The organism is Methylophilus sp. (assembly GCF_052173275.1).
Taxonomy (GTDB): Bacteria; Pseudomonadota; Gammaproteobacteria; order Burkholderiales; family Methylophilaceae; genus Methylophilus.
This window is the reverse complement of sequence record NZ_JBQMUL010000002.1, coordinates 541630-557140: the sequence shown is the minus strand read 5'-3', so window position 1 is coordinate 557140 and position 15511 is coordinate 541630. Positions and strand designations below refer to the sequence as shown.

The 15511-nt window shown below is 50.0% G+C and carries 22 protein-coding genes and 5 tRNA genes; 26 read left to right on the top strand and 1 reads right to left on the bottom strand.

Going from position 1 to position 15511, the window contains the following annotated elements:
• The first annotated feature begins 35 nt into the window (after positions 1 to 35).
• Genes hisA through tatC form a run of 8 tightly spaced genes read left to right on the top strand, consistent with a single transcriptional unit; the run spans position 36 to position 4082 of the window.
• Complete coding sequence (hisA, locus tag ACTS9Y_RS04240; protein ID WP_442584736.1) at positions 36 to 776, top strand: 1-(5-phosphoribosyl)-5-[(5-phosphoribosylamino)methylideneamino]imidazole-4-carboxamide isomerase; 741 nt, start codon at positions 36 to 38, stop codon at positions 774 to 776.
• Positions 776 to 1540, top strand: coding sequence for an imidazole glycerol phosphate synthase subunit HisF (hisF, locus tag ACTS9Y_RS04235; protein ID WP_442584735.1), 765 nt, complete (start codon positions 776 to 778; stop codon positions 1538 to 1540). Before hisA ends, hisF begins: the two co-directional genes overlap by 1 nt.
• On the top strand, positions 1537 to 1920 hold the full coding sequence (hisI, locus tag ACTS9Y_RS04230) for a phosphoribosyl-AMP cyclohydrolase (protein ID WP_442584734.1): 384 nt from the start codon (positions 1537 to 1539) through the stop codon (positions 1918 to 1920). The genes hisF and hisI overlap by 4 nt, the downstream gene beginning before the upstream one ends.
• Positions 1913 to 2230, top strand: a complete 318-nt coding sequence (locus ACTS9Y_RS04225) for a phosphoribosyl-ATP diphosphatase (protein WP_442584733.1) — start codon at positions 1913 to 1915, stop codon at positions 2228 to 2230. Before hisI ends, ACTS9Y_RS04225 begins: the two co-directional genes overlap by 8 nt.
• Complete coding sequence (locus ACTS9Y_RS04220; RefSeq protein WP_442584732.1) at positions 2227 to 2556, top strand: histidine triad nucleotide-binding protein; 330 nt, start codon at positions 2227 to 2229, stop codon at positions 2554 to 2556. The genes ACTS9Y_RS04225 and ACTS9Y_RS04220 overlap by 4 nt, the downstream gene beginning before the upstream one ends.
• Positions 2557 to 2589: 33 nt before the next feature.
• The gene (gene tatA, locus ACTS9Y_RS04215) at positions 2590 to 2769 is read left to right on the top strand and encodes a Sec-independent protein translocase subunit TatA (RefSeq protein WP_379057032.1); all 180 of its coding nucleotides are present in this window, start codon (positions 2590 to 2592) and stop codon (positions 2767 to 2769) included.
• 14 nt (positions 2770 to 2783) lie between these two features.
• A complete protein-coding gene (tatB, locus tag ACTS9Y_RS04210) occupies positions 2784 to 3323 on the top strand; it encodes a Sec-independent protein translocase protein TatB (protein WP_442584731.1) in 540 nt (179 codons plus the stop codon).
• 24 nt (positions 3324 to 3347) lie between these two features.
• On the top strand, positions 3348 to 4082 hold the full coding sequence (tatC, locus tag ACTS9Y_RS04205) for a twin-arginine translocase subunit TatC (protein ID WP_442584730.1): 735 nt from the start codon (positions 3348 to 3350) through the stop codon (positions 4080 to 4082).
• An 8-nt stretch (positions 4083 to 4090) separates the two neighbouring features.
• Here the strand turns inward: tatC and ACTS9Y_RS04200 are convergent, their stop codons facing one another.
• A complete protein-coding gene (locus ACTS9Y_RS04200; RefSeq protein ID WP_442584729.1) occupies positions 4091 to 5257 on the bottom strand; it encodes a S1C family serine protease in 1167 nt (388 codons plus the stop codon).
• A 52-nt stretch (positions 5258 to 5309) separates the two neighbouring features.
• Here ACTS9Y_RS04200 and ACTS9Y_RS04195 point away from each other — a divergent pair, with 52 nt between their 5' ends.
• From ACTS9Y_RS04195 to rplL, 18 genes are all read left to right on the top strand, one after another.
• Entirely contained in the window at positions 5310 to 6056 is a 747-nt protein-coding gene (locus tag ACTS9Y_RS04195; RefSeq protein WP_442584728.1) for a Nif3-like dinuclear metal center hexameric protein, read from the top strand.
• Between the two features lie 116 nt (positions 6057 to 6172).
• Complete coding sequence (petA, locus tag ACTS9Y_RS04190; protein ID WP_442584727.1) at positions 6173 to 6793, top strand: ubiquinol-cytochrome c reductase iron-sulfur subunit; 621 nt, start codon at positions 6173 to 6175, stop codon at positions 6791 to 6793.
• 6 nt (positions 6794 to 6799) lie between these two features.
• Entirely contained in the window at positions 6800 to 8089 is a 1290-nt protein-coding gene (locus tag ACTS9Y_RS04185) for a cytochrome b (protein WP_442584726.1), read from the top strand.
• Positions 8086 to 8796 (top strand): cytochrome c1, encoded by a 711-nt coding sequence (locus ACTS9Y_RS04180; RefSeq protein WP_442584725.1) that lies wholly within the window; start codon positions 8086 to 8088, stop codon positions 8794 to 8796. Before ACTS9Y_RS04185 ends, ACTS9Y_RS04180 begins: the two co-directional genes overlap by 4 nt.
• Positions 8797 to 8860: 64 nt before the next feature.
• Complete coding sequence (locus ACTS9Y_RS04175) at positions 8861 to 9460, top strand: glutathione S-transferase N-terminal domain-containing protein (protein ID WP_442584724.1); 600 nt, start codon at positions 8861 to 8863, stop codon at positions 9458 to 9460.
• Positions 9461 to 9525: 65 nt separating this feature from the next.
• Positions 9526 to 9939 (top strand): ClpXP protease specificity-enhancing factor, encoded by a 414-nt coding sequence (locus tag ACTS9Y_RS04170; protein WP_442584723.1) that lies wholly within the window; start codon positions 9526 to 9528, stop codon positions 9937 to 9939.
• A 139-nt stretch (positions 9940 to 10078) separates the two neighbouring features.
• Positions 10079 to 10154 (top strand) — tRNA-Thr (locus ACTS9Y_RS04165).
• Positions 10155 to 10216: 62 nt separating this feature from the next.
• A tRNA-Tyr gene (locus ACTS9Y_RS04160) sits at positions 10217 to 10301 on the top strand.
• A gap of 66 nt (positions 10302 to 10367) precedes the next feature.
• Positions 10368 to 10443 (top strand) — tRNA-Gly (locus tag ACTS9Y_RS04155).
• A gap of 16 nt (positions 10444 to 10459) precedes the next feature.
• Positions 10460 to 10534: transfer RNA gene (locus tag ACTS9Y_RS04150), tRNA-Thr, on the top strand.
• Positions 10535 to 10697: 163 nt separating this feature from the next.
• Complete coding sequence (gene tuf / locus ACTS9Y_RS04145) at positions 10698 to 11888, top strand: elongation factor Tu (RefSeq protein WP_442584715.1); 1191 nt, start codon at positions 10698 to 10700, stop codon at positions 11886 to 11888.
• 60 nt (positions 11889 to 11948) lie between these two features.
• Positions 11949 to 12024: transfer RNA gene (locus ACTS9Y_RS04140), tRNA-Trp, on the top strand.
• A gap of 59 nt (positions 12025 to 12083) precedes the next feature.
• On the top strand, positions 12084 to 12431 hold the full coding sequence (gene secE / locus ACTS9Y_RS04135; protein ID WP_442584722.1) for a preprotein translocase subunit SecE: 348 nt from the start codon (positions 12084 to 12086) through the stop codon (positions 12429 to 12431).
• A complete protein-coding gene (gene nusG / locus ACTS9Y_RS04130) occupies positions 12431 to 12967 on the top strand; it encodes a transcription termination/antitermination protein NusG (protein WP_379035199.1) in 537 nt (178 codons plus the stop codon). The genes secE and nusG overlap by 1 nt, the downstream gene beginning before the upstream one ends.
• Before the next feature lie 71 nt (positions 12968 to 13038).
• Positions 13039 to 13470, top strand: a complete 432-nt coding sequence (gene rplK / locus ACTS9Y_RS04125) for a 50S ribosomal protein L11 (RefSeq protein WP_379057022.1) — start codon at positions 13039 to 13041, stop codon at positions 13468 to 13470.
• Position 13471: 1 nt separating this feature from the next.
• Positions 13472 to 14158, top strand: a complete 687-nt coding sequence (rplA, locus tag ACTS9Y_RS04120) for a 50S ribosomal protein L1 (RefSeq protein WP_442584721.1) — start codon at positions 13472 to 13474, stop codon at positions 14156 to 14158.
• A 271-nt stretch (positions 14159 to 14429) separates the two neighbouring features.
• Positions 14430 to 14927: a 50S ribosomal protein L10 gene (rplJ, locus tag ACTS9Y_RS04115; protein ID WP_442584720.1), complete on the top strand. Its 498-nt coding sequence runs from the start codon at positions 14430 to 14432 to the stop codon at positions 14925 to 14927.
• Positions 14928 to 14961: 34 nt separating this feature from the next.
• Positions 14962 to 15339: a 50S ribosomal protein L7/L12 gene (rplL, locus tag ACTS9Y_RS04110; RefSeq protein ID WP_442584719.1), complete on the top strand. Its 378-nt coding sequence runs from the start codon at positions 14962 to 14964 to the stop codon at positions 15337 to 15339.
• Positions 15340 to 15511: the final 172 nt, after the last annotated feature.

Here is a 15511-nt window from a genome sequence, read left to right as displayed (position 1 = left end):
TTGTCCAAATTCGTTATTTTTCAATACAAAACAGCATGTTAATTATCCCGGCAATTGATTTAAAAGATGGTCACTGTGTTCGCTTGAAGCAGGGGCTGATGGAAGAATCCACCGTATTTTCTGAAGACCCGGCGGCCATGGCCAGACACTGGGTGGATCAGGGTGGCAAGCGCCTGCACCTGGTTGATTTGAATGGTGCGTTTGCCGGTAAACCGGTCAATGAAAACGCCATCAAGTCGATCGTGGCGGCCGTTGGTGGTGATATTCCTATCCAACTGGGTGGCGGTATTCGCGATCTGGATACCATAGAACGTTATCTGGATGACGGCATCAGTTACATCATCATAGGCACTGCCGCCGTGAAAAACCCAGGTTTTCTGCACGAGGCCTGCTATGCATTCCCGGGCCAGATCATGGTCGGGCTGGATGCCAAAGATGGCAAGGTTGCGGTGGATGGCTGGTCTAAATTGACTGGTCACGATGTGATCGACCTGGCGAAGAAGTTTGAAGATTATGGTGTGGAAAGCATAGTCTACACAGACATTGGCCGTGACGGCATGCTGACTGGCGTCAATATTGAAGCGACCGTGGCCCTGGCGCAAGCCCTGACCATCCCGGTGATCGCCAGTGGTGGTGTGACCAACCTCGATGATGTGCGCAAATTATGTGCGGTGCAGGCTGAAGGGATTATTGGTACGATTACCGGCCGTGCCATTTACGAAGGCACACTGGACTTTACCGCAGCCCAGAAACTGGCAGATGAGCTCAGCGCATAATGGGGTGTGCTAAACGCATCATTCCTTGCCTGGATGTGACGAATGGTCGCGTGGTCAAAGGCGTCAATTTTCTTGAACTGCGTGATGCCGGTGACCCGGTAGAGATTGCGCAACGCTACAACGATCAGGGCGCCGATGAGCTGACCTTTCTTGATATTACCGCCAGTTCTGATGACCGCGACCTGATTTTGCATATTATCGAACGTGTGGCCGAGCAGATATTTATCCCGCTGACTGTAGGCGGCGGTGTGCGTAAAGTAGAGGATGTGCGGCGATTGCTGAATGCCGGTGCCGACAAGGTCAGTATCAACACCACTGCGGTGCTGAATCCGCAGGTCGTTGAAGATGCTGCCAGCCGCTTTGGTTCGCAATGTATCGTTGTTGCCATCGATGCCAAAAAAGTCGACAACCAGCCATTTGAGTGGGAAGTCTTCACCCACGGTGGCCGTAATGCGACCGGCTTGGATGCAGTCGAGTGGGCACGTAAAATGGTTAGCCTGGGCGCGGGGGAATTGCTGGTTACCAGTATGGACCGCGATGGTACCAAGATAGGTTTTAATAATCCATTGAATAAAGCGATCAGTGACGCTGTAGATGTACCACTGATTGCCTCCGGCGGCGTTGGTAACTTGCAACACCTGGTTGATGGTGTGACCTTGGGTGGGGCGGATGCCGTGCTGGCCGCCAGTATTTTCCATTATGGTGAGTTTACGGTACAGCAAGCGAAAGACTATATGCGTCAACACGGGTTGGAAATACGATGACTTGGCTGGAACAGGTGGCCTGGAGTGATGACGGCTTGGTGCCTGTCATTGCCCAGGAACTCACTTCGGGCAAGATACTGATGTTTGCCTGGATGAATCGTGAAGCGTTGCAGCTGACACGCGAGACGGGTCATGCCGTGTATTACTCCCGTTCACGCAGCAGGCTGTGGCATAAAGGCGAAGAGTCCGGCCACACCCAGATCGTGCATGATATCCGTCTGGATTGCGACAATGACGTAGTACTGCTCACTGTAGAACAGCAAGGCGGCATCGCATGCCATACCGGCCGTCACAATTGTTTTTTCCAACAGTTGCAGAATGATCGTTGGGTGACTGTTGAGCCTGTCATCAAGGACCCGAAAGCGATTTATCATGAGTGATGTCTTAAATCGGTTGTCTGAACTGCTGGAACAGCGAAAATCTGCGGATCCTGCTGCTTCATATGTGGCCAAGCTCCATGCCAAGGGCCTGGACAGTATCCTGAAGAAGATAGGCGAAGAAGCGACAGAAACCGTGATTGCGGCCAAAGGCGGCAATGCCGAAGAAATCATTTATGAAACCGCAGATTTATGGTTTCACACCCTAGTGTTGCTGAGTCATGCCGGGCTAAGCGCACAGGATGTGCTCAATGAACTGGCGCGCCGCGAAGGCCTGTCTGGCATTGCAGAGAAAGCGAGCAGGGCAGAATGAGCGCAGATTGCATTTTTTGTAAAATCACGGCCGGTAGCATTCCTTCTAAAAGTATTTATGAGGACGACAATGTCATCGCTTTCCATGACATCCGTCCCATGGCTAAAGTGCACTTTCTGATCGTGCCAAAAAAACATATTGAGACATTAAAAGACTGTGCTGCCGAAGACCAGGATTTGCTCGGTGGCATGATGTTGCTGGCGCCTAAACTGGCAGCAGAACAAGGGTTGATTGGCTACAAAACGTTAATGAATGTGGGCCGTGAAGGCGGGCAAGAAGTGTTTCACATTCATTTGCATGTCTACGGTGGTGGGGCTGCGGCATAACCGCAGCCACTCCGCCAGTTAAAGGAGATTGTGATGGGAAGCTTCAGTGTATGGCATTGGTTAATTGTATTGCTGATCGTGGTGCTGGTGTTTGGTACCAAAAAATTGCGTAATATCGGTAGCGATGTCGGCGGGGCGGTCAATGAGTTCAAAAAGGCTGTCAATGAAGGCAAAGGCGAATCCAAGCCAGACGAACTGTCTGACAAAAAATAAGCGCTAGTCTCGCTGTGTTTGATATTTCTTTTTCTGAGTTACTGGTGATCGCCATTGTTGCACTGGTGGTGATCGGGCCGGAAAAACTGCCAAAAGTCGCCCGCACTGCGGGCGCTTTTTTTGGCCGCTTGCAGCGCTTTGTCGCGCAGGTCAAAGATGAAGTCAATCGTGAATCGCGCTTTGCAGAGCTGCAGAAGTTGCAGGACGAGGTGCATTCCAGCCTGCAACAGAGTTATGTCGATATCGAACGTAGTATTCTGCCGACTGAATCCCAGGTGATTGAGGAACCGGTAGCGATTGAGGCCGTTAAAAAGCCGCGCAAGCCACGTCGGGCGAAAGTGCCGGAAACCGCGACAGAAAGCCCTTTGGCCTCGCCTAAGCGCCGATCTAAAATGGCAGTCAAAGACAATCAGCCGGCGCCATCATCAGATGCAGTGCAAAACCTTACTCATGGGGATGCAACTGTCAGCCCCGCGCTTAAGCGTCAGCGCAAACCTAAACCCAAACCAGCCGGTGACACCACGGATATGTTTATCGATGAGCCGCAGTCTTAACGCGTGATGAATGCGCTTTAGCCTATGACGCCTACTGAAAATTTTATTACCCACCTGGTTGAGCTGCGCAACCGCCTGCTACGTGCAGTAGCGGGTTTGCTGGTTATATTTGTCGGCTTGTTTCCTTTTGCCGATAAGCTCTATAGTTTGCTAGCGGCACCGTTGCTGGCCAAGTTGCCGCAAGGCGCCCAAATGATTGCGACAGCGGTCACGACGCCGTTTTTTGTGCCTATGAAAGTCACCATGCTGGCAGCGTTTCTGCTGGCGTTGCCATGGATACTGTATCAGTGCTGGGCATTTGTGGCGCCGGGTTTGTACACGCATGAGAAACGCATGCTGCTGCCCTTGCTGGTGGCTTCACTCATCCTGTTCTTTATTGGCATGGCGTTCGCTTACTTTGCAGTTTTCCCCGTGGTGTTCGGTTTCCTGATCGGGAGTGCACCGCAAGGCGTGGCGGTGATGACTGATATTGCCGAATACCTGGACTTTGTGATTGGCATGTTCCTGGCGTTCGGATTCGCGTTTGAAGTGCCTGTGGCGGTGGTACTGATGGCACTCATGGGTTGGGTGACTTTAGAGCAACTGAAAGAAGCGCGTTCTTATGTGATTGTTGGCGCGTTTGTGTTGGGGGCCATTTTTACACCACCAGATATCGTGTCACAGTTTATGCTGGCTATCCCGTTGTGGATATTATATGAGGCCGGGCTGCTGGTGGTGCGCTGGCTACCACCGCGTGCGACAACACCGACCTCCATCTGAATCCAGATTTAGTTATTTTTAGGTATTTTACTCGGTAGTGGGCGCTTACCTACGACCAGGTCGATATCCACTTTCTTGCCGGTGCGCAAAATAGACAATGTGGCTTTCTCGCGCGGTTTTAGCAGGGCAATAATATTCAGCATGGATTGACTATCTGCCACCGGTTTCTTGTTGATGGCAGTGAGAATATCTCCAGGCCGTAATCCGGCGCGGTCTGCCGGGCTATCCAGCAACACCCCGGCGATCAGCGAACCGTTGATGCTCTTCAGATTAAATGATTCTGCCAGTTCAGGCGTGATGTCTTGGGCTTCTATGCCTATCCAGCCACGGGTGACCGAGCCGCTGGAAGTGATTTGTTCCATCACCTGCTGCGCGATACTCACCGGAATGGCAAAGCCTATGCCCATGCTGCCACCATTGCGGGAATAAATGGCGCTGTTGATCCCAATCAGGTTACCGTTGGTATCGATCAATGCGCCGCCAGAGTTGCCCGGGTTGATGGATGCGTCGGTCTGGATGAAATTCTCGAACGTATTAATACCCAGATGGTTGCGACCCAGCGCGCTGATGATGCCTTGCGTCACGGTTTGGCCTACGCCAAACGGGTTGCCGATCGCCAGCACGACATCACCCACCTTCATTTGCTCGCTATTGCTAAAGGTGATGGCAGGTAATGCTTTGCGGTCGATCTTAAGCACGGCTATATCTGTTTCGGGGTCGGTACCGACCACAGTGGCGGACGATTTGCTGCCGTCACTTAAGGCAACTTCGATCTGGTCTGCCGAGCTGATGACATGGTTGTTGGTCAGGATCAGGCCATCGGCACTGACGATCACGCCGCTGCCCAGGCTGTTTTCCGGCTGTTCATCTTCTTCTTCCATTTCCTCGCCAAAAAAATGACGGAATAAAGGGTCATTCTTGAGCGCACGGTGCGGGTCCTGGCTGATATGTGCAGTGGTGAAGATATTGACGACTGAAGGTGTCGCCTTGCTGACAGCGCCGCGATAGCCTGTTTGAGCGATGGCGGCGGCCTGGTCACCGGGAGTGGATTGTTTGACGATAGTCTGTTGACCGTTCGATTGCACCAGCAGGTTGGGATAAAATAGTTTCATCACAAACAGAATACCGAGGCAGACGGTGACAGCTTGTGAGAATATAGTCCAGAGTTGTCGCATGGGTGCAGTCAAATAATTGTTTTAATAATTGATCAGTATATGAGAGTCAGAGATGGAATTGAATCGTCTTGTTAGCGAATTGGCTAATTTTTTGCAAGTTGTCAGATTTCAGGACTATTGCCCGAACGGATTGCAGGTAGAAGGCCGGCCAGAAGTGCGTCGCATCGTCACCGGTGTTACCGCCAGCCAGGCGTTGATCGACGCAGCGATTGAAGCGAATGCTGATGCGATCATGGTGCATCACGGCTATTTCTGGCGCGGCGAGCCTGCGGAGGTCACCGGTATGAAACGCAAACGCCTGAAGCAACTGCTCACTCACGATATCAGCCTGCTGGCTTACCATTTACCTTTAGATGCGCATCCTGAAGTTGGCAACAATGTGCAACTGGGTAAAGTGCTCGGCTGGCCGCTGGTGCGTTATCTCGATGAGAAGAATATGCTGCCTATGGCGTCCTTGCCGCAAGCAGTTTCATTGAAACAGCTCGGTGAGCATATCAGCGGGGAATTAGGTCGCCAGGTGCAATTGCTGGGTGACCCAGGACAGCAGGTGCGCACAGTGGCCTGGTGTACAGGCGCGGCGCAGTCCTATATCCAGCAGGCAGTGACCGCAGGGGTGGATGTATTTATCAGCGGCGAGGTCTCGGAACAAACCTGGCATACCGTGCAGGAAACCGGAACGGCCTACATTGCAGCCGGGCATCATGCCACTGAGCGCTACGGTGTCCAGGCGCTGGGGCAGTGGCTGGCAAACAATTACGGAATTGAGCATATTTATATAGAAGTGGAGAACCCAATTTAATTGATAAATATCAATAAGTTATTGAATTATATTTGGATTGTGCATGCGGAAAATGTATAATCGCGACTCAAGTTTTGATCTAACTGTTACCTTAAAAGGGTAGATTAAGGAAGCCAATGTCAGAAAACAAAATCGACAACCCTAGTTTGTCGTTTTGCGCGCCATCTGAGGTGGATTTGCAAAAGCGTGATTTTTTGGTGAAAGCAACTGCTGCCACCGGTGCTGTCGGCGTTGCTGCCGTGGCGGTGCCATTTGTCGGCAGCATGTTACCCAGTGAGCGTGCAAAAGCCGCTGGTGCACCAGTAGAAGTCGATATCAGCAAGCTGAAACCAGGTGAAAAGATGACAGCCGAATGGCGTGGTCAGCCAGTCTGGATCGTGCGCCGTTCGCCAGAAATGATGGCGATTCTGGACAAGCATGATGCGGATTTGTCCGATCCTGCGATGGAAGTGCCTCAGCAACCTGAATATTGCAAAAACAAGGCACGCGCGATTAAACCTGAGTTTGCTGTGATGTTGGGCACATGCACGCACCTGGGTTGTTCACCGAATGATAACTTTGCGCAAACAGCCGAATGGCCAGGTGGTTTTGTCTGTCCTTGCCATGGGTCTAAGTTTGACCTGACTGGCCGGGTATTCAAAGGCTCGCCAGCCCCGACTAACCTGATTGTGCCGCCACATCAATATCTGACAGAAACCACCATCCTGATTGGTGATGACAAAAAGGCGGAGGCTTAAAATATCATGGCAACTAATAATAAAACTATTGCCGCTGGTGTGCTGGATTGGGTCGATGCCCGTTTCCCGCTGACCAGTACCATCAAAGGACACCTTACCGAGTATTACGCACCGAAAAACTTCAACTTCTGGTATTTCTTTGGCTCATTGGCGTTATTAGTATTGGTGCTGCAAATCGTCACCGGTATTTTCCTGACCATGAACTACAAGCCGGATGCTGAACTGGCATTTGCCTCGGTGGAATACATCATGCGGGACGTATTTGGCGGCAACATCATTCGTTATATGCACTCGACTGGCGCCTCCATGTTCTTTGTGGTGGTTTACCTGCATATGTTCCGTGGCATCATTTACGGTTCATACCGCACGCCGCGTGAGCTGATCTGGTTGTTTGGCGTAGGTATTTTCCTGGTGCTGATGGGTGAGGCTTTCTTCGGTTATCTGCTGCCATGGGGGCAAATGTCCTACTGGGGCGCGCAGGTGATTGTGAACCTGTTCTCTACCGTGCCATTTATCGGCCCTGATCTGTCCGAATGGCTGCGTGGTGATTACCTGGTGTCTGATGCGACCTTGAACCGCTTTTTTGCCTTCCACGTGATCGCCTTGCCGCTGGTGCTGTTGGGCCTGGTTGCTGTGCATATCGTGGCTTTGCATGAAGTGGGTTCTAACAACCCTGACGGTGTGGAAATCAAGAAATATAAAGATAAAGAAACCGGTATCCCGCTGGATGGGATTCCTTTCCATCCTTATTACTCGGTCAAGGATCTGGTCGGCGTGGTCGCCTTCCTGATGGTGTTCTTCGCCATCGTGTTCTTTATGCCGGAAATGGGTGGTTACTTCCTCGAAGCCAACAACTTTGTGCCTGCTGATCCGTTGAAAACGCCAGCACACATTGCACCGGTATGGTATTTCACGCCTTATTACTCCATCTTGCGTGCTGTGCCGCCTATCGGTATCTCACAGTTCCCAGGCGTAGTGGCGATGGGCTTGTCTGTTGTTGCATTCGCTTTCCTGCCTTGGCTGGATAGAAGTCCTGTGAAGTCGATTCGTTACCGTGGCCAATTGTACAAGCGCTGGTTGACTGCTTTCGTTATCAGCTTTGTTATCCTGGGTTATCTGGGCACTGTTCCAGGCGATGTCTGGGGTCAGTTCGGGCCGTGGCTGGGGCGTGCAGATCGTGCCACCGTGGTCGCACGTATTTGTATGGTGGTCTACTTTGCATATTTTGTATTAATGCCTTGGTACACCAAAAAAGACAAAACCAAACCAGTGCCGGAAAGGGTGACATACAAATGATGAAGAAATTGTTTATTCAGGCATTTGCCAGTGTAGCGTTGCTGGTTTCAGGCGCTGCTTTGGCGAATGAGGTGCATATTGATGTAACGGCACCGATCAGCATGAGCGATAAAGCCTCTTTGCAGCGCGGGGCCAAGATTTTTGTGAATTACTGCCTCAACTGCCACAGTGCCAACTATATGCGCTACAACCGTTTGCAGGATATCGGCCTGACCGACAAGCAGATCAAGGATAACTTGCTGTTTGCCGGTGAGAAAGTTGGCGAGCCCATGCGTGTCAGCATGAATCCCAAAGATGCCAAGCAATGGTTTGGTGCAGCGCCGCCTGATCTGAGCGTGGAAGTGCGCGCACGTGGTGCAGACTGGGTATATGCCTACCTTCGCAGTTTCTACAAGGATGACAGCCGTCCTACCGGCTGGAATAACCTGGTGTTTGATAAAGTGGCCATGCCGCATGTGTTGTACGAGTTGCAGGGCGTGCAGGTGCTGGATCATGAAACGCATACACTAAAACTGGAAAAAGCCGGCAAATTGAGTCCTGAAGAATATGACCAGTTTGCAGGTGATTTAACCAACTTTATGGCATTTATGGCAGAGCCTGCGAAACAATCCCGCTTGTGGATCGGTGTGTTCGTGCTGCTGTTCTTGTCTGTGCTGTTAGTCTTGGTGAAGAAAATCAAAGCTGAATACTGGAAAGATATTCGTTAATCAGCAACCAAGTCCGACACCAGGGCTTTGGCCTTGGTGTCTTTTTTTATAGGGAAAAATGATTATGATGAGATTGTATTCGGGCACTGTCGATCCTTACAGCCACCGTTGCCGTATCGTGCTGTTTGAAAAAGGCATGGACTTTGAAGTCATTGATGTTGACCTCACCAACAAAACTGAAGACCTCGCCATTCTGAACCCTTATGGCGAAGTGCCGGTGCTGGTTGAGCGTGACCTGGTATTGTCAGAGGCCAATATTATCAATGAATACATTGACGAGCGCTTCCCGCATCCGCAATTGATGCCGGCTGACCCGGTCATGCGTGCACGTGCACGCCTGTACCTGTATAACTTTGAAAAAGATTTGTTTAATCACATCAAGGATATCGAGTCCGGTGAAGATGACAGAGTAGAGCGTGCACGTAAAGTCATTCGCGATAATTTGACGCAGCTGGTGCCTATCTTCAGTAAGCAGAATTATTTGATGGGTGATGAATACTCCATGCTGGATGTGGCGATTACGCCATTGCTATGGCGCCTGGGCCACTATGGCATTGAATTGCCAAACCAGGCAGCGCCGCTGCTGAAGTATGCCGAGCGTTTGTTCTCGCGCCCTATGTATGCTGAAGCGATGACCCCTTCTGAAAAGGCCATGCGCAAGTAATTTTTAGTTCGCAGATACGCAGCGCGGTGAAATTCTCCCGCGCTGTTTTTTTAAGGAAAATCAGCATGAGTACATTGATCCCTACCACGGCTTATTTGATACGCGCGATACATGAATGGTGTGTTGATAATGCATTGACGCCACATCTGCTGGTGAAAGTGGATGCGCAAACGCGTGTGCCTATGGCATTTGTGAAAAATGGCGAGATTGTGCTGAACATTAATTACACCGCGGTGAAAGATCTGCATATCGATAATGATGCCGTGGTGTTCTCGGCGCGGTTCAGCGGCGTGGCTCAGCATATCTATGTGCCTATCGGCCGCATTGCCGGCGTGTTTGCCCGCGAGAACAGCCAAGGCATGTTTTTTGAAGTGACGGATGGCCCTGCGCCAGAGCCTTACACGAAAGCCGAATTGTCGGTGGCGGAGGCACCTGCAGCGGCTTCGCCGAAAAAATCCCATCTTAAAGTGGTCAAGTAACCTTGCACATCCGCAAAAATGCATCGTCATAAAAATGAACGGTTGCGGATGTATGATTGTTTTTGCTGAGAATAAAAAAATTTCTCAAAGCACTAGATAAAACTCATAAAAAAGTGCTATAGTTGCGCCTTTCCGAAATGCCGGGTTAGCTCAGTTGGTAGAGCAGCGCACTTGTAATGCGAAGGTCATCAGTTCGATTCCGATACCCGGCACCATAGATTAAATACAGTTAGCATTGACGCTGATTGGATTTGCCGCGATAATCGCGGTCGATTTTGGAGGGGTGGCCGAGTGGTTAAAGGCGACGGACTGTAAATCCGTTCTCTCAGAGTACGCTGGTTCGAATCCAGCCTCCTCCACCAAATTTTCTGTCTGTAGGCGTTTGTAAAGCGGGATGGTGAGAGCCCTCCTTGGGTGTTCTGCACAGTGCGGGTGTAGCTCAGTTGGTAGAGCACTTGCCTTCCAAGCAAGATGTCGCGAGTTCGAACCTCGTCGCCCGCTCCAGCTAATAGGTAAAAGCGCCCATGTGGCTCAGTGGTAGAGCACTCCCTTGGTAAGGGAGAGGTCGCGGGTCCGATTCCCGCCATGGGCACCAGTTTTGCTCTCGTTAAGTTAGTGGCAAAAAATTGGTGACGTAAAGTTTGGTAGCATAGAGCTTGTTTAAGTAGTGGCGTTTCAGGGTGGTGTCATCCGCGTCGCGTAATTTGTGAAAACACAATTATTTATTGGCATTTTCAGTATCAATAAAGGAAAACATCATGGCAAAAGGCAAATTTGAACGTACCAAGCCACACGTGAACGTTGGTACGATTGGTCACGTTGACCACGGTAAGACAACCCTGACAGCGGCTATTACCACTGTATTGACTAAGAAATTTGGTGGTGAAGCGAAGGCTTACGATCAAATTGACGCGGCGCCAGAAGAAAAAGCACGTGGTATCACGATCAACACAGCGCACGTTGAGTACGAGACAGCAGCACGTCACTACGCACACGTTGACTGTCCAGGTCACGCTGACTACGTTAAGAACATGATTACCGGTGCTGCCCAGATGGACGGCGCGATCCTGGTATGTTCAGCTGCTGACGGCCCAATGCCACAAACACGTGAACACATCCTGTTGGCTCGCCAGGTTGGCGTACCATACATCGTTGTATTCCTGAACAAAGCTGACATGGTAGATGACGCTGAGTTACTGGAACTGGTTGAAATGGAAGTGCGTGACCTGTTGTCTAAATATGACTTCCCAGGTGACGACACCCCGATCATCAAAGGCTCAGCAAAACTGGCCCTTGAAGGCGACCAATCAGAGATCGGCGAACCAGCCATCTTCGCATTGGCTGACGCATTAGACAGCTACATCCCAACGCCTGAGCGTGCTATCGACGGTACCTTCCTGATGCCAGTAGAAGACGTATTCTCTATCTCTGGTCGTGGTACTGTAGTGACTGGCCGTATCGAGCGCGGTATTGTTAAAGTCGGCGACGAAATCGAAATCGTTGGTATCAAGCCAACACTGAAAACAACATGTACCGGTGTTGAAATGTTCCGTAAACTGCTGGACCAAGGTCAGGCAGGCGACAACGTAGGTGTACTGTTGCGTGGTACCAAGCGTGAAGAAGTTGAACGTGGTCAAGTATTGTCCAAATCAGGTTCTATCAAGCCACACACCAAGTTCACAGCAGAGATCTACGTGTTGGGTAAAGATGAAGGTGGTCGTCATACGCCATTCTTCAACGGCTACCGTCCACAGTTCTACTTCCGTACGACTGACGTGACTGGTGCAGTTGAATTGCCAGCAGGTACCGAAATGGTGATGCCAGGTGATAACGTATCTATCTCAGTAGCGCTGATTGCGCCTATCGCGATGGAAGACGGCTTGCGCTTCGCTATCCGTGAAGGTGGTCGTACCGTTGGTGCTGGCGTTGTTGCCAAAATCATCGAATAATTGATTTGATCGTGTAAAAACCTGCACTACAACCCGTGCAGGTTTTACGTTTAAGAGTACAGGCCAATAGCTCAATTGGTAGAGTATCGGTCTCCAAAACCGAGGGTTGGGGGTTCGAGACCCTCTTGGCCTGCCAAACACCCGGTTAGCTGATTTCCAGCAAACCAAAGGTGTAAAAAACATAAAGTTAAGGTTATGATCGATAAAATCAAACTGGCTTTGTCCCTTTTGTTGCTAGCTTTGGGGATTGCCGGTTTTTATCTTTTTGAAGATAAAGCAATGGTTGTTAGAATACTTGCCGTTCTGGCAGGTATTGTCGCGTCTGTCGCGGTAGCATGGACTGCTCCGCAAGGTAAACAGGCGCTGAGCTTTTTTAATGAGTCTATTGCCGAAGCAAAACGTGTTGTCTGGCCAACGCGTCAGGAAACCATACAAACCACATTGGCCGTGATCGTGCTGGTTGTGATTATGGCTGCATTCCTGGCGCTGGTTGATATTAGTTTCGCTTACATGGTGCAATGGATTATGGGTCGAGGTGCTTAATGTCAATGCGTTGGTATGCAGTTCAAGCTTTCTCCGGCATGGAAAAATCCGTGAAAGCCGGTTTGGAAGAACGTATTATCAGATCCAACTTGCAGGATCAGTTTGGTGACATTCTGGTGCCGGTAGAGGAAGTGGTTGAGATGAAGGGTGGCCAAAAGACCATTTCAGAGCGCCGCTTGTATCCTGGCTATGTCCTGGTGCAAATGGATATGACAGATGAAAGCTGGCACCTGGTGAAAAGTACGCCACGCGTGACTTCCTTTATCGGTGGTACCGCACAGCGTCCAACCCCGATCAAAGATAAAGAAGTAGAGATTATTCTGCGCCGCATGGATGACAGTAAGTCAAACCCAACGCAGAAAATGACCTTCGAAAAAGGCGAAAGCGTGCGCGTCATCGACGGCCCTTTCAAAGATTTCTCAGGCAGTGTCGAAGAGATCAATTACGACAAAAACAAAGTACGTGTTTCTGTGGTGATTTTTGGTCGTGCGACACCAGTCGAACTCGACTTTGCACAAGTCGAAAAAGAAGTTTAAGTCTTAAAAGCTTAGTAGTTTTTTCAACGGGGAGCTCGTAAGAGCGCTTGTACCCATTTAAGGAGTCAAAAATGGCAAAGAAAGTCATTGGCTACATCAAGCTGCAGATCCCTGCAGGTAAAGCCAACCCAAGCCCACCAGTTGGTCCAGCACTTGGTCAACGTGGTTTGAACATCATGGAATTCTGTAAAGCGTTTAACGCCGCTACTCAAGGTGTTGAGCCAGGTCTGCCAGTACCAGTCGTGATTACTGCGTTTGCTGACAAGAGCTTTACCTTCATCATGAAAACCCCACCAGCAACGGTGCTGATTAAAAAAGCAGCCAAGCTGGAAAAAGGGTCTCCACGTCCTCACACCGACAAAGTAGGCAAAATCACTCGTGCGCAAGCTGAAGAAATTGCTAAAACAAAACAACCTGACCTGACTGCTGCAGACTTGGATGCTGCTGTACGTACCATCGCTGGTAGTGCACGTAGTATGGGTATTGAAGTGGAGGGTGTATAACATGGGTAAAAGAATTGATGCGTTGCGCGCGAAGATCGACCGCAACAAGCTGTATCCGGCAACTGATGCACTGAACCTGGTTAAAGAAGGTGCAGCTGCAAAATTTAACGAATCTGTTGACGCAGTGGTGAACCTGGGTATCGACCCACGTAAATCTGATCAACTGGTACGTGGCGCGATTGTATTGCCTAACGGTACTGGCAAATCAGTACGCGTAGCCGTGTTTGCACAAGGTGCACAAGCTGAAGCTGCTAAAGCGGCTGGTGCTGAGATCGTTGGTTTTGAAGATCTGGCCGAGCAAGTTAAAGGCGGTATGCTGGATTTTGACGTAGCGATTGCTACGCCTGATGCGATGCGTATCGTGGGTGCTTTGGGTCAAGTGTTGGGTCCACGTGGTTTGATGCCAAACCCAAAAGTGGGTACCGTGACACCAGACGCAGCGACTGCAGTTAAAAACGCTAAAGCAGGTCAAGTACAATACCGTACCGACAAAGGTGGTATCGTACATTGCACTATCGGTCGCGCATCTTTCACTGTTGAGCAATTGCAAGGCAACCTGGCTGCTTTACTTGAAGCATTGAACAAAGCCAAGCCAACAAGCTCAAAAGGCGTATACCTGAAAAAACTGTCTGTCTCCAGCACCATGGGTCCTGGCGTTCGTATCGACCAGACAACAGTTGCAGCTTAAGCATTAAAACTGGCCTCGCAAGAGGTCAGGCAAGAACTTTGGGCTTGGGTCAGGCCGCTTTATCAGCCTAGCTCAAGAGCATCAAAGACCGTTGGTGTGTTTCACTTAATTGAAAGACACGTTGTGAATGGGTGAGAAATCCTCTGTTTACAGGTGTTTGAAACCAGCGCAGATGGCGATCCCCGACACAGGATATTTCCATGCCCTGAACAAGGACGCCGTGAGTGGCCCGATGCAAGTCGGGCTTTCATTAACGGAAGGAGAACAGACCTTGAGTCTTAATCTTACAGAGAAAAAAGAAGTCGTTGCAGAGGTAAGCGCCCAAGTGGCGAATGCACAGTCAATCATTCTTGCTGAGTATCGTGGTATTGGCGTTGCCAACATGACGAAACTGCGTGCTGAAGCACGTGAAGCAGGTGTGTTTCTGCGTGTATTAAAAAATACCCTGGTTCGTCGTGCAGTAGAAGGTACGCCTTTTGCAGCATTGGCTGACGACATGGTTGGTCCACTGGTTTACGGTATTTCTACTGACCCGGTGGCGGCTGCTAAAGTATTGAACAATTTTGCGAAAAGCAATGATCAGTTCAAACTGGTTGCAGGCGCGATGCCTAATGAGCGTTTAGACGCTGCTGGTGTGCAAGCACTGGCTTCAACATTGAGCCGCGATGAGTTGCTGTCCAAACTGGCTGGCATGCTCAACGAAATCCCGACCAAGTTTGCTCGTGCCGTTGCAGCAGTACGCGACGAAAAAGAAAAGCAAGCCGCTTAATTTTTAATCAAATTTATTTTAGGAAATTATTATCATGGCAATTTCAAATGCTGATATTTTGGATGCAATTGGTAGCAAGACCGTATTAGAGCTGACCGCATTCATCAAAGAAATCGAAGAGAAGTTTGGCGTTTCTGCTGCTGCTGTTGCAGTTGCTGGTGGCGCTGCTGCCGGTGCTGCTGCACCTGCTGCTGCTGAGCAAACTGAGTTCAACGTGATCTTGAACAGCGCTGGCGACAACAAAGTTAGCGTGATTAAAGCTGTGCGTGAATTGACTGGTCTGGGCTTGAAAGAAGCTAAAGACGTCGTTGACGGTGCACCTAAAGCAGTTAAAGAAGGCGTAAGCAAAGCTGACGCTGAAGCTGCTATCAAGAAATTGATCGAAGCTGGCGCGACTGCTGAATTGAAATAATTCATCATTGTGCTGATGGCTGGGCTGACGGGCAACCGTCGGCCTTCGCCGTTTCTGGCGTTGCAGATTATTGATTAGCTGTAATTGTCAGTGCAGGTGTTGTAAAAGTAGTGTTGTGGCCGCATTTAACTTTATCTAAGTGGCTGTTTTTAATACGAAGTTAGAAATCAAA

What these genes read in the sequence shown, in the direction of transcription:
- hisA (WP_442584736.1), top strand. Translation starts at nt 36, where the DNA reads ATGTTAATTATCCCGGCAATTGATTTAAAAGATGGTCACTGTGTTCGC.
- hisF (WP_442584735.1), top strand. Translation starts at nt 776, where the DNA reads ATGGGGTGTGCTAAACGCATCATTCCTTGCCTGGATGTGACGAATGGT.
- hisI (WP_442584734.1), top strand. Translation starts at nt 1,537, where the DNA reads ATGACTTGGCTGGAACAGGTGGCCTGGAGTGATGACGGCTTGGTGCCT.
- ACTS9Y_RS04225 (WP_442584733.1), top strand. Translation starts at nt 1,913, where the DNA reads ATGAGTGATGTCTTAAATCGGTTGTCTGAACTGCTGGAACAGCGAAAA.
- ACTS9Y_RS04220 (WP_442584732.1), top strand. Translation starts at nt 2,227, where the DNA reads ATGAGCGCAGATTGCATTTTTTGTAAAATCACGGCCGGTAGCATTCCT.
- tatA (WP_379057032.1), top strand. Translation starts at nt 2,590, where the DNA reads ATGGGAAGCTTCAGTGTATGGCATTGGTTAATTGTATTGCTGATCGTG.
- tatC (WP_442584730.1), top strand. Translation starts at nt 3,348, where the DNA reads ATGACGCCTACTGAAAATTTTATTACCCACCTGGTTGAGCTGCGCAAC.
- ACTS9Y_RS04200 (WP_442584729.1), bottom strand. Translation starts at nt 5,257, where the DNA reads ATGCGACAACTCTGGACTATATTCTCACAAGCTGTCACCGTCTGCCTC.
- ACTS9Y_RS04195 (WP_442584728.1), top strand. Translation starts at nt 5,310, where the DNA reads ATGGAATTGAATCGTCTTGTTAGCGAATTGGCTAATTTTTTGCAAGTT.
- petA (WP_442584727.1), top strand. Translation starts at nt 6,173, where the DNA reads ATGTCAGAAAACAAAATCGACAACCCTAGTTTGTCGTTTTGCGCGCCA.
- ACTS9Y_RS04185 (WP_442584726.1), top strand. Translation starts at nt 6,800, where the DNA reads ATGGCAACTAATAATAAAACTATTGCCGCTGGTGTGCTGGATTGGGTC.
- ACTS9Y_RS04180 (WP_442584725.1), top strand. Translation starts at nt 8,086, where the DNA reads ATGATGAAGAAATTGTTTATTCAGGCATTTGCCAGTGTAGCGTTGCTG.
- ACTS9Y_RS04175 (WP_442584724.1), top strand. Translation starts at nt 8,861, where the DNA reads ATGATGAGATTGTATTCGGGCACTGTCGATCCTTACAGCCACCGTTGC.
- ACTS9Y_RS04170 (WP_442584723.1), top strand. Translation starts at nt 9,526, where the DNA reads ATGAGTACATTGATCCCTACCACGGCTTATTTGATACGCGCGATACAT.
- tuf (WP_442584715.1), top strand. Translation starts at nt 10,698, where the DNA reads ATGGCAAAAGGCAAATTTGAACGTACCAAGCCACACGTGAACGTTGGT.
- secE (WP_442584722.1), top strand. Translation starts at nt 12,084, where the DNA reads ATGATCGATAAAATCAAACTGGCTTTGTCCCTTTTGTTGCTAGCTTTG.
- nusG (WP_379035199.1), top strand. Translation starts at nt 12,431, where the DNA reads ATGTCAATGCGTTGGTATGCAGTTCAAGCTTTCTCCGGCATGGAAAAA.
- rplK (WP_379057022.1), top strand. Translation starts at nt 13,039, where the DNA reads ATGGCAAAGAAAGTCATTGGCTACATCAAGCTGCAGATCCCTGCAGGT.
- rplA (WP_442584721.1), top strand. Translation starts at nt 13,472, where the DNA reads ATGGGTAAAAGAATTGATGCGTTGCGCGCGAAGATCGACCGCAACAAG.
- rplL (WP_442584719.1), top strand. Translation starts at nt 14,962, where the DNA reads ATGGCAATTTCAAATGCTGATATTTTGGATGCAATTGGTAGCAAGACC.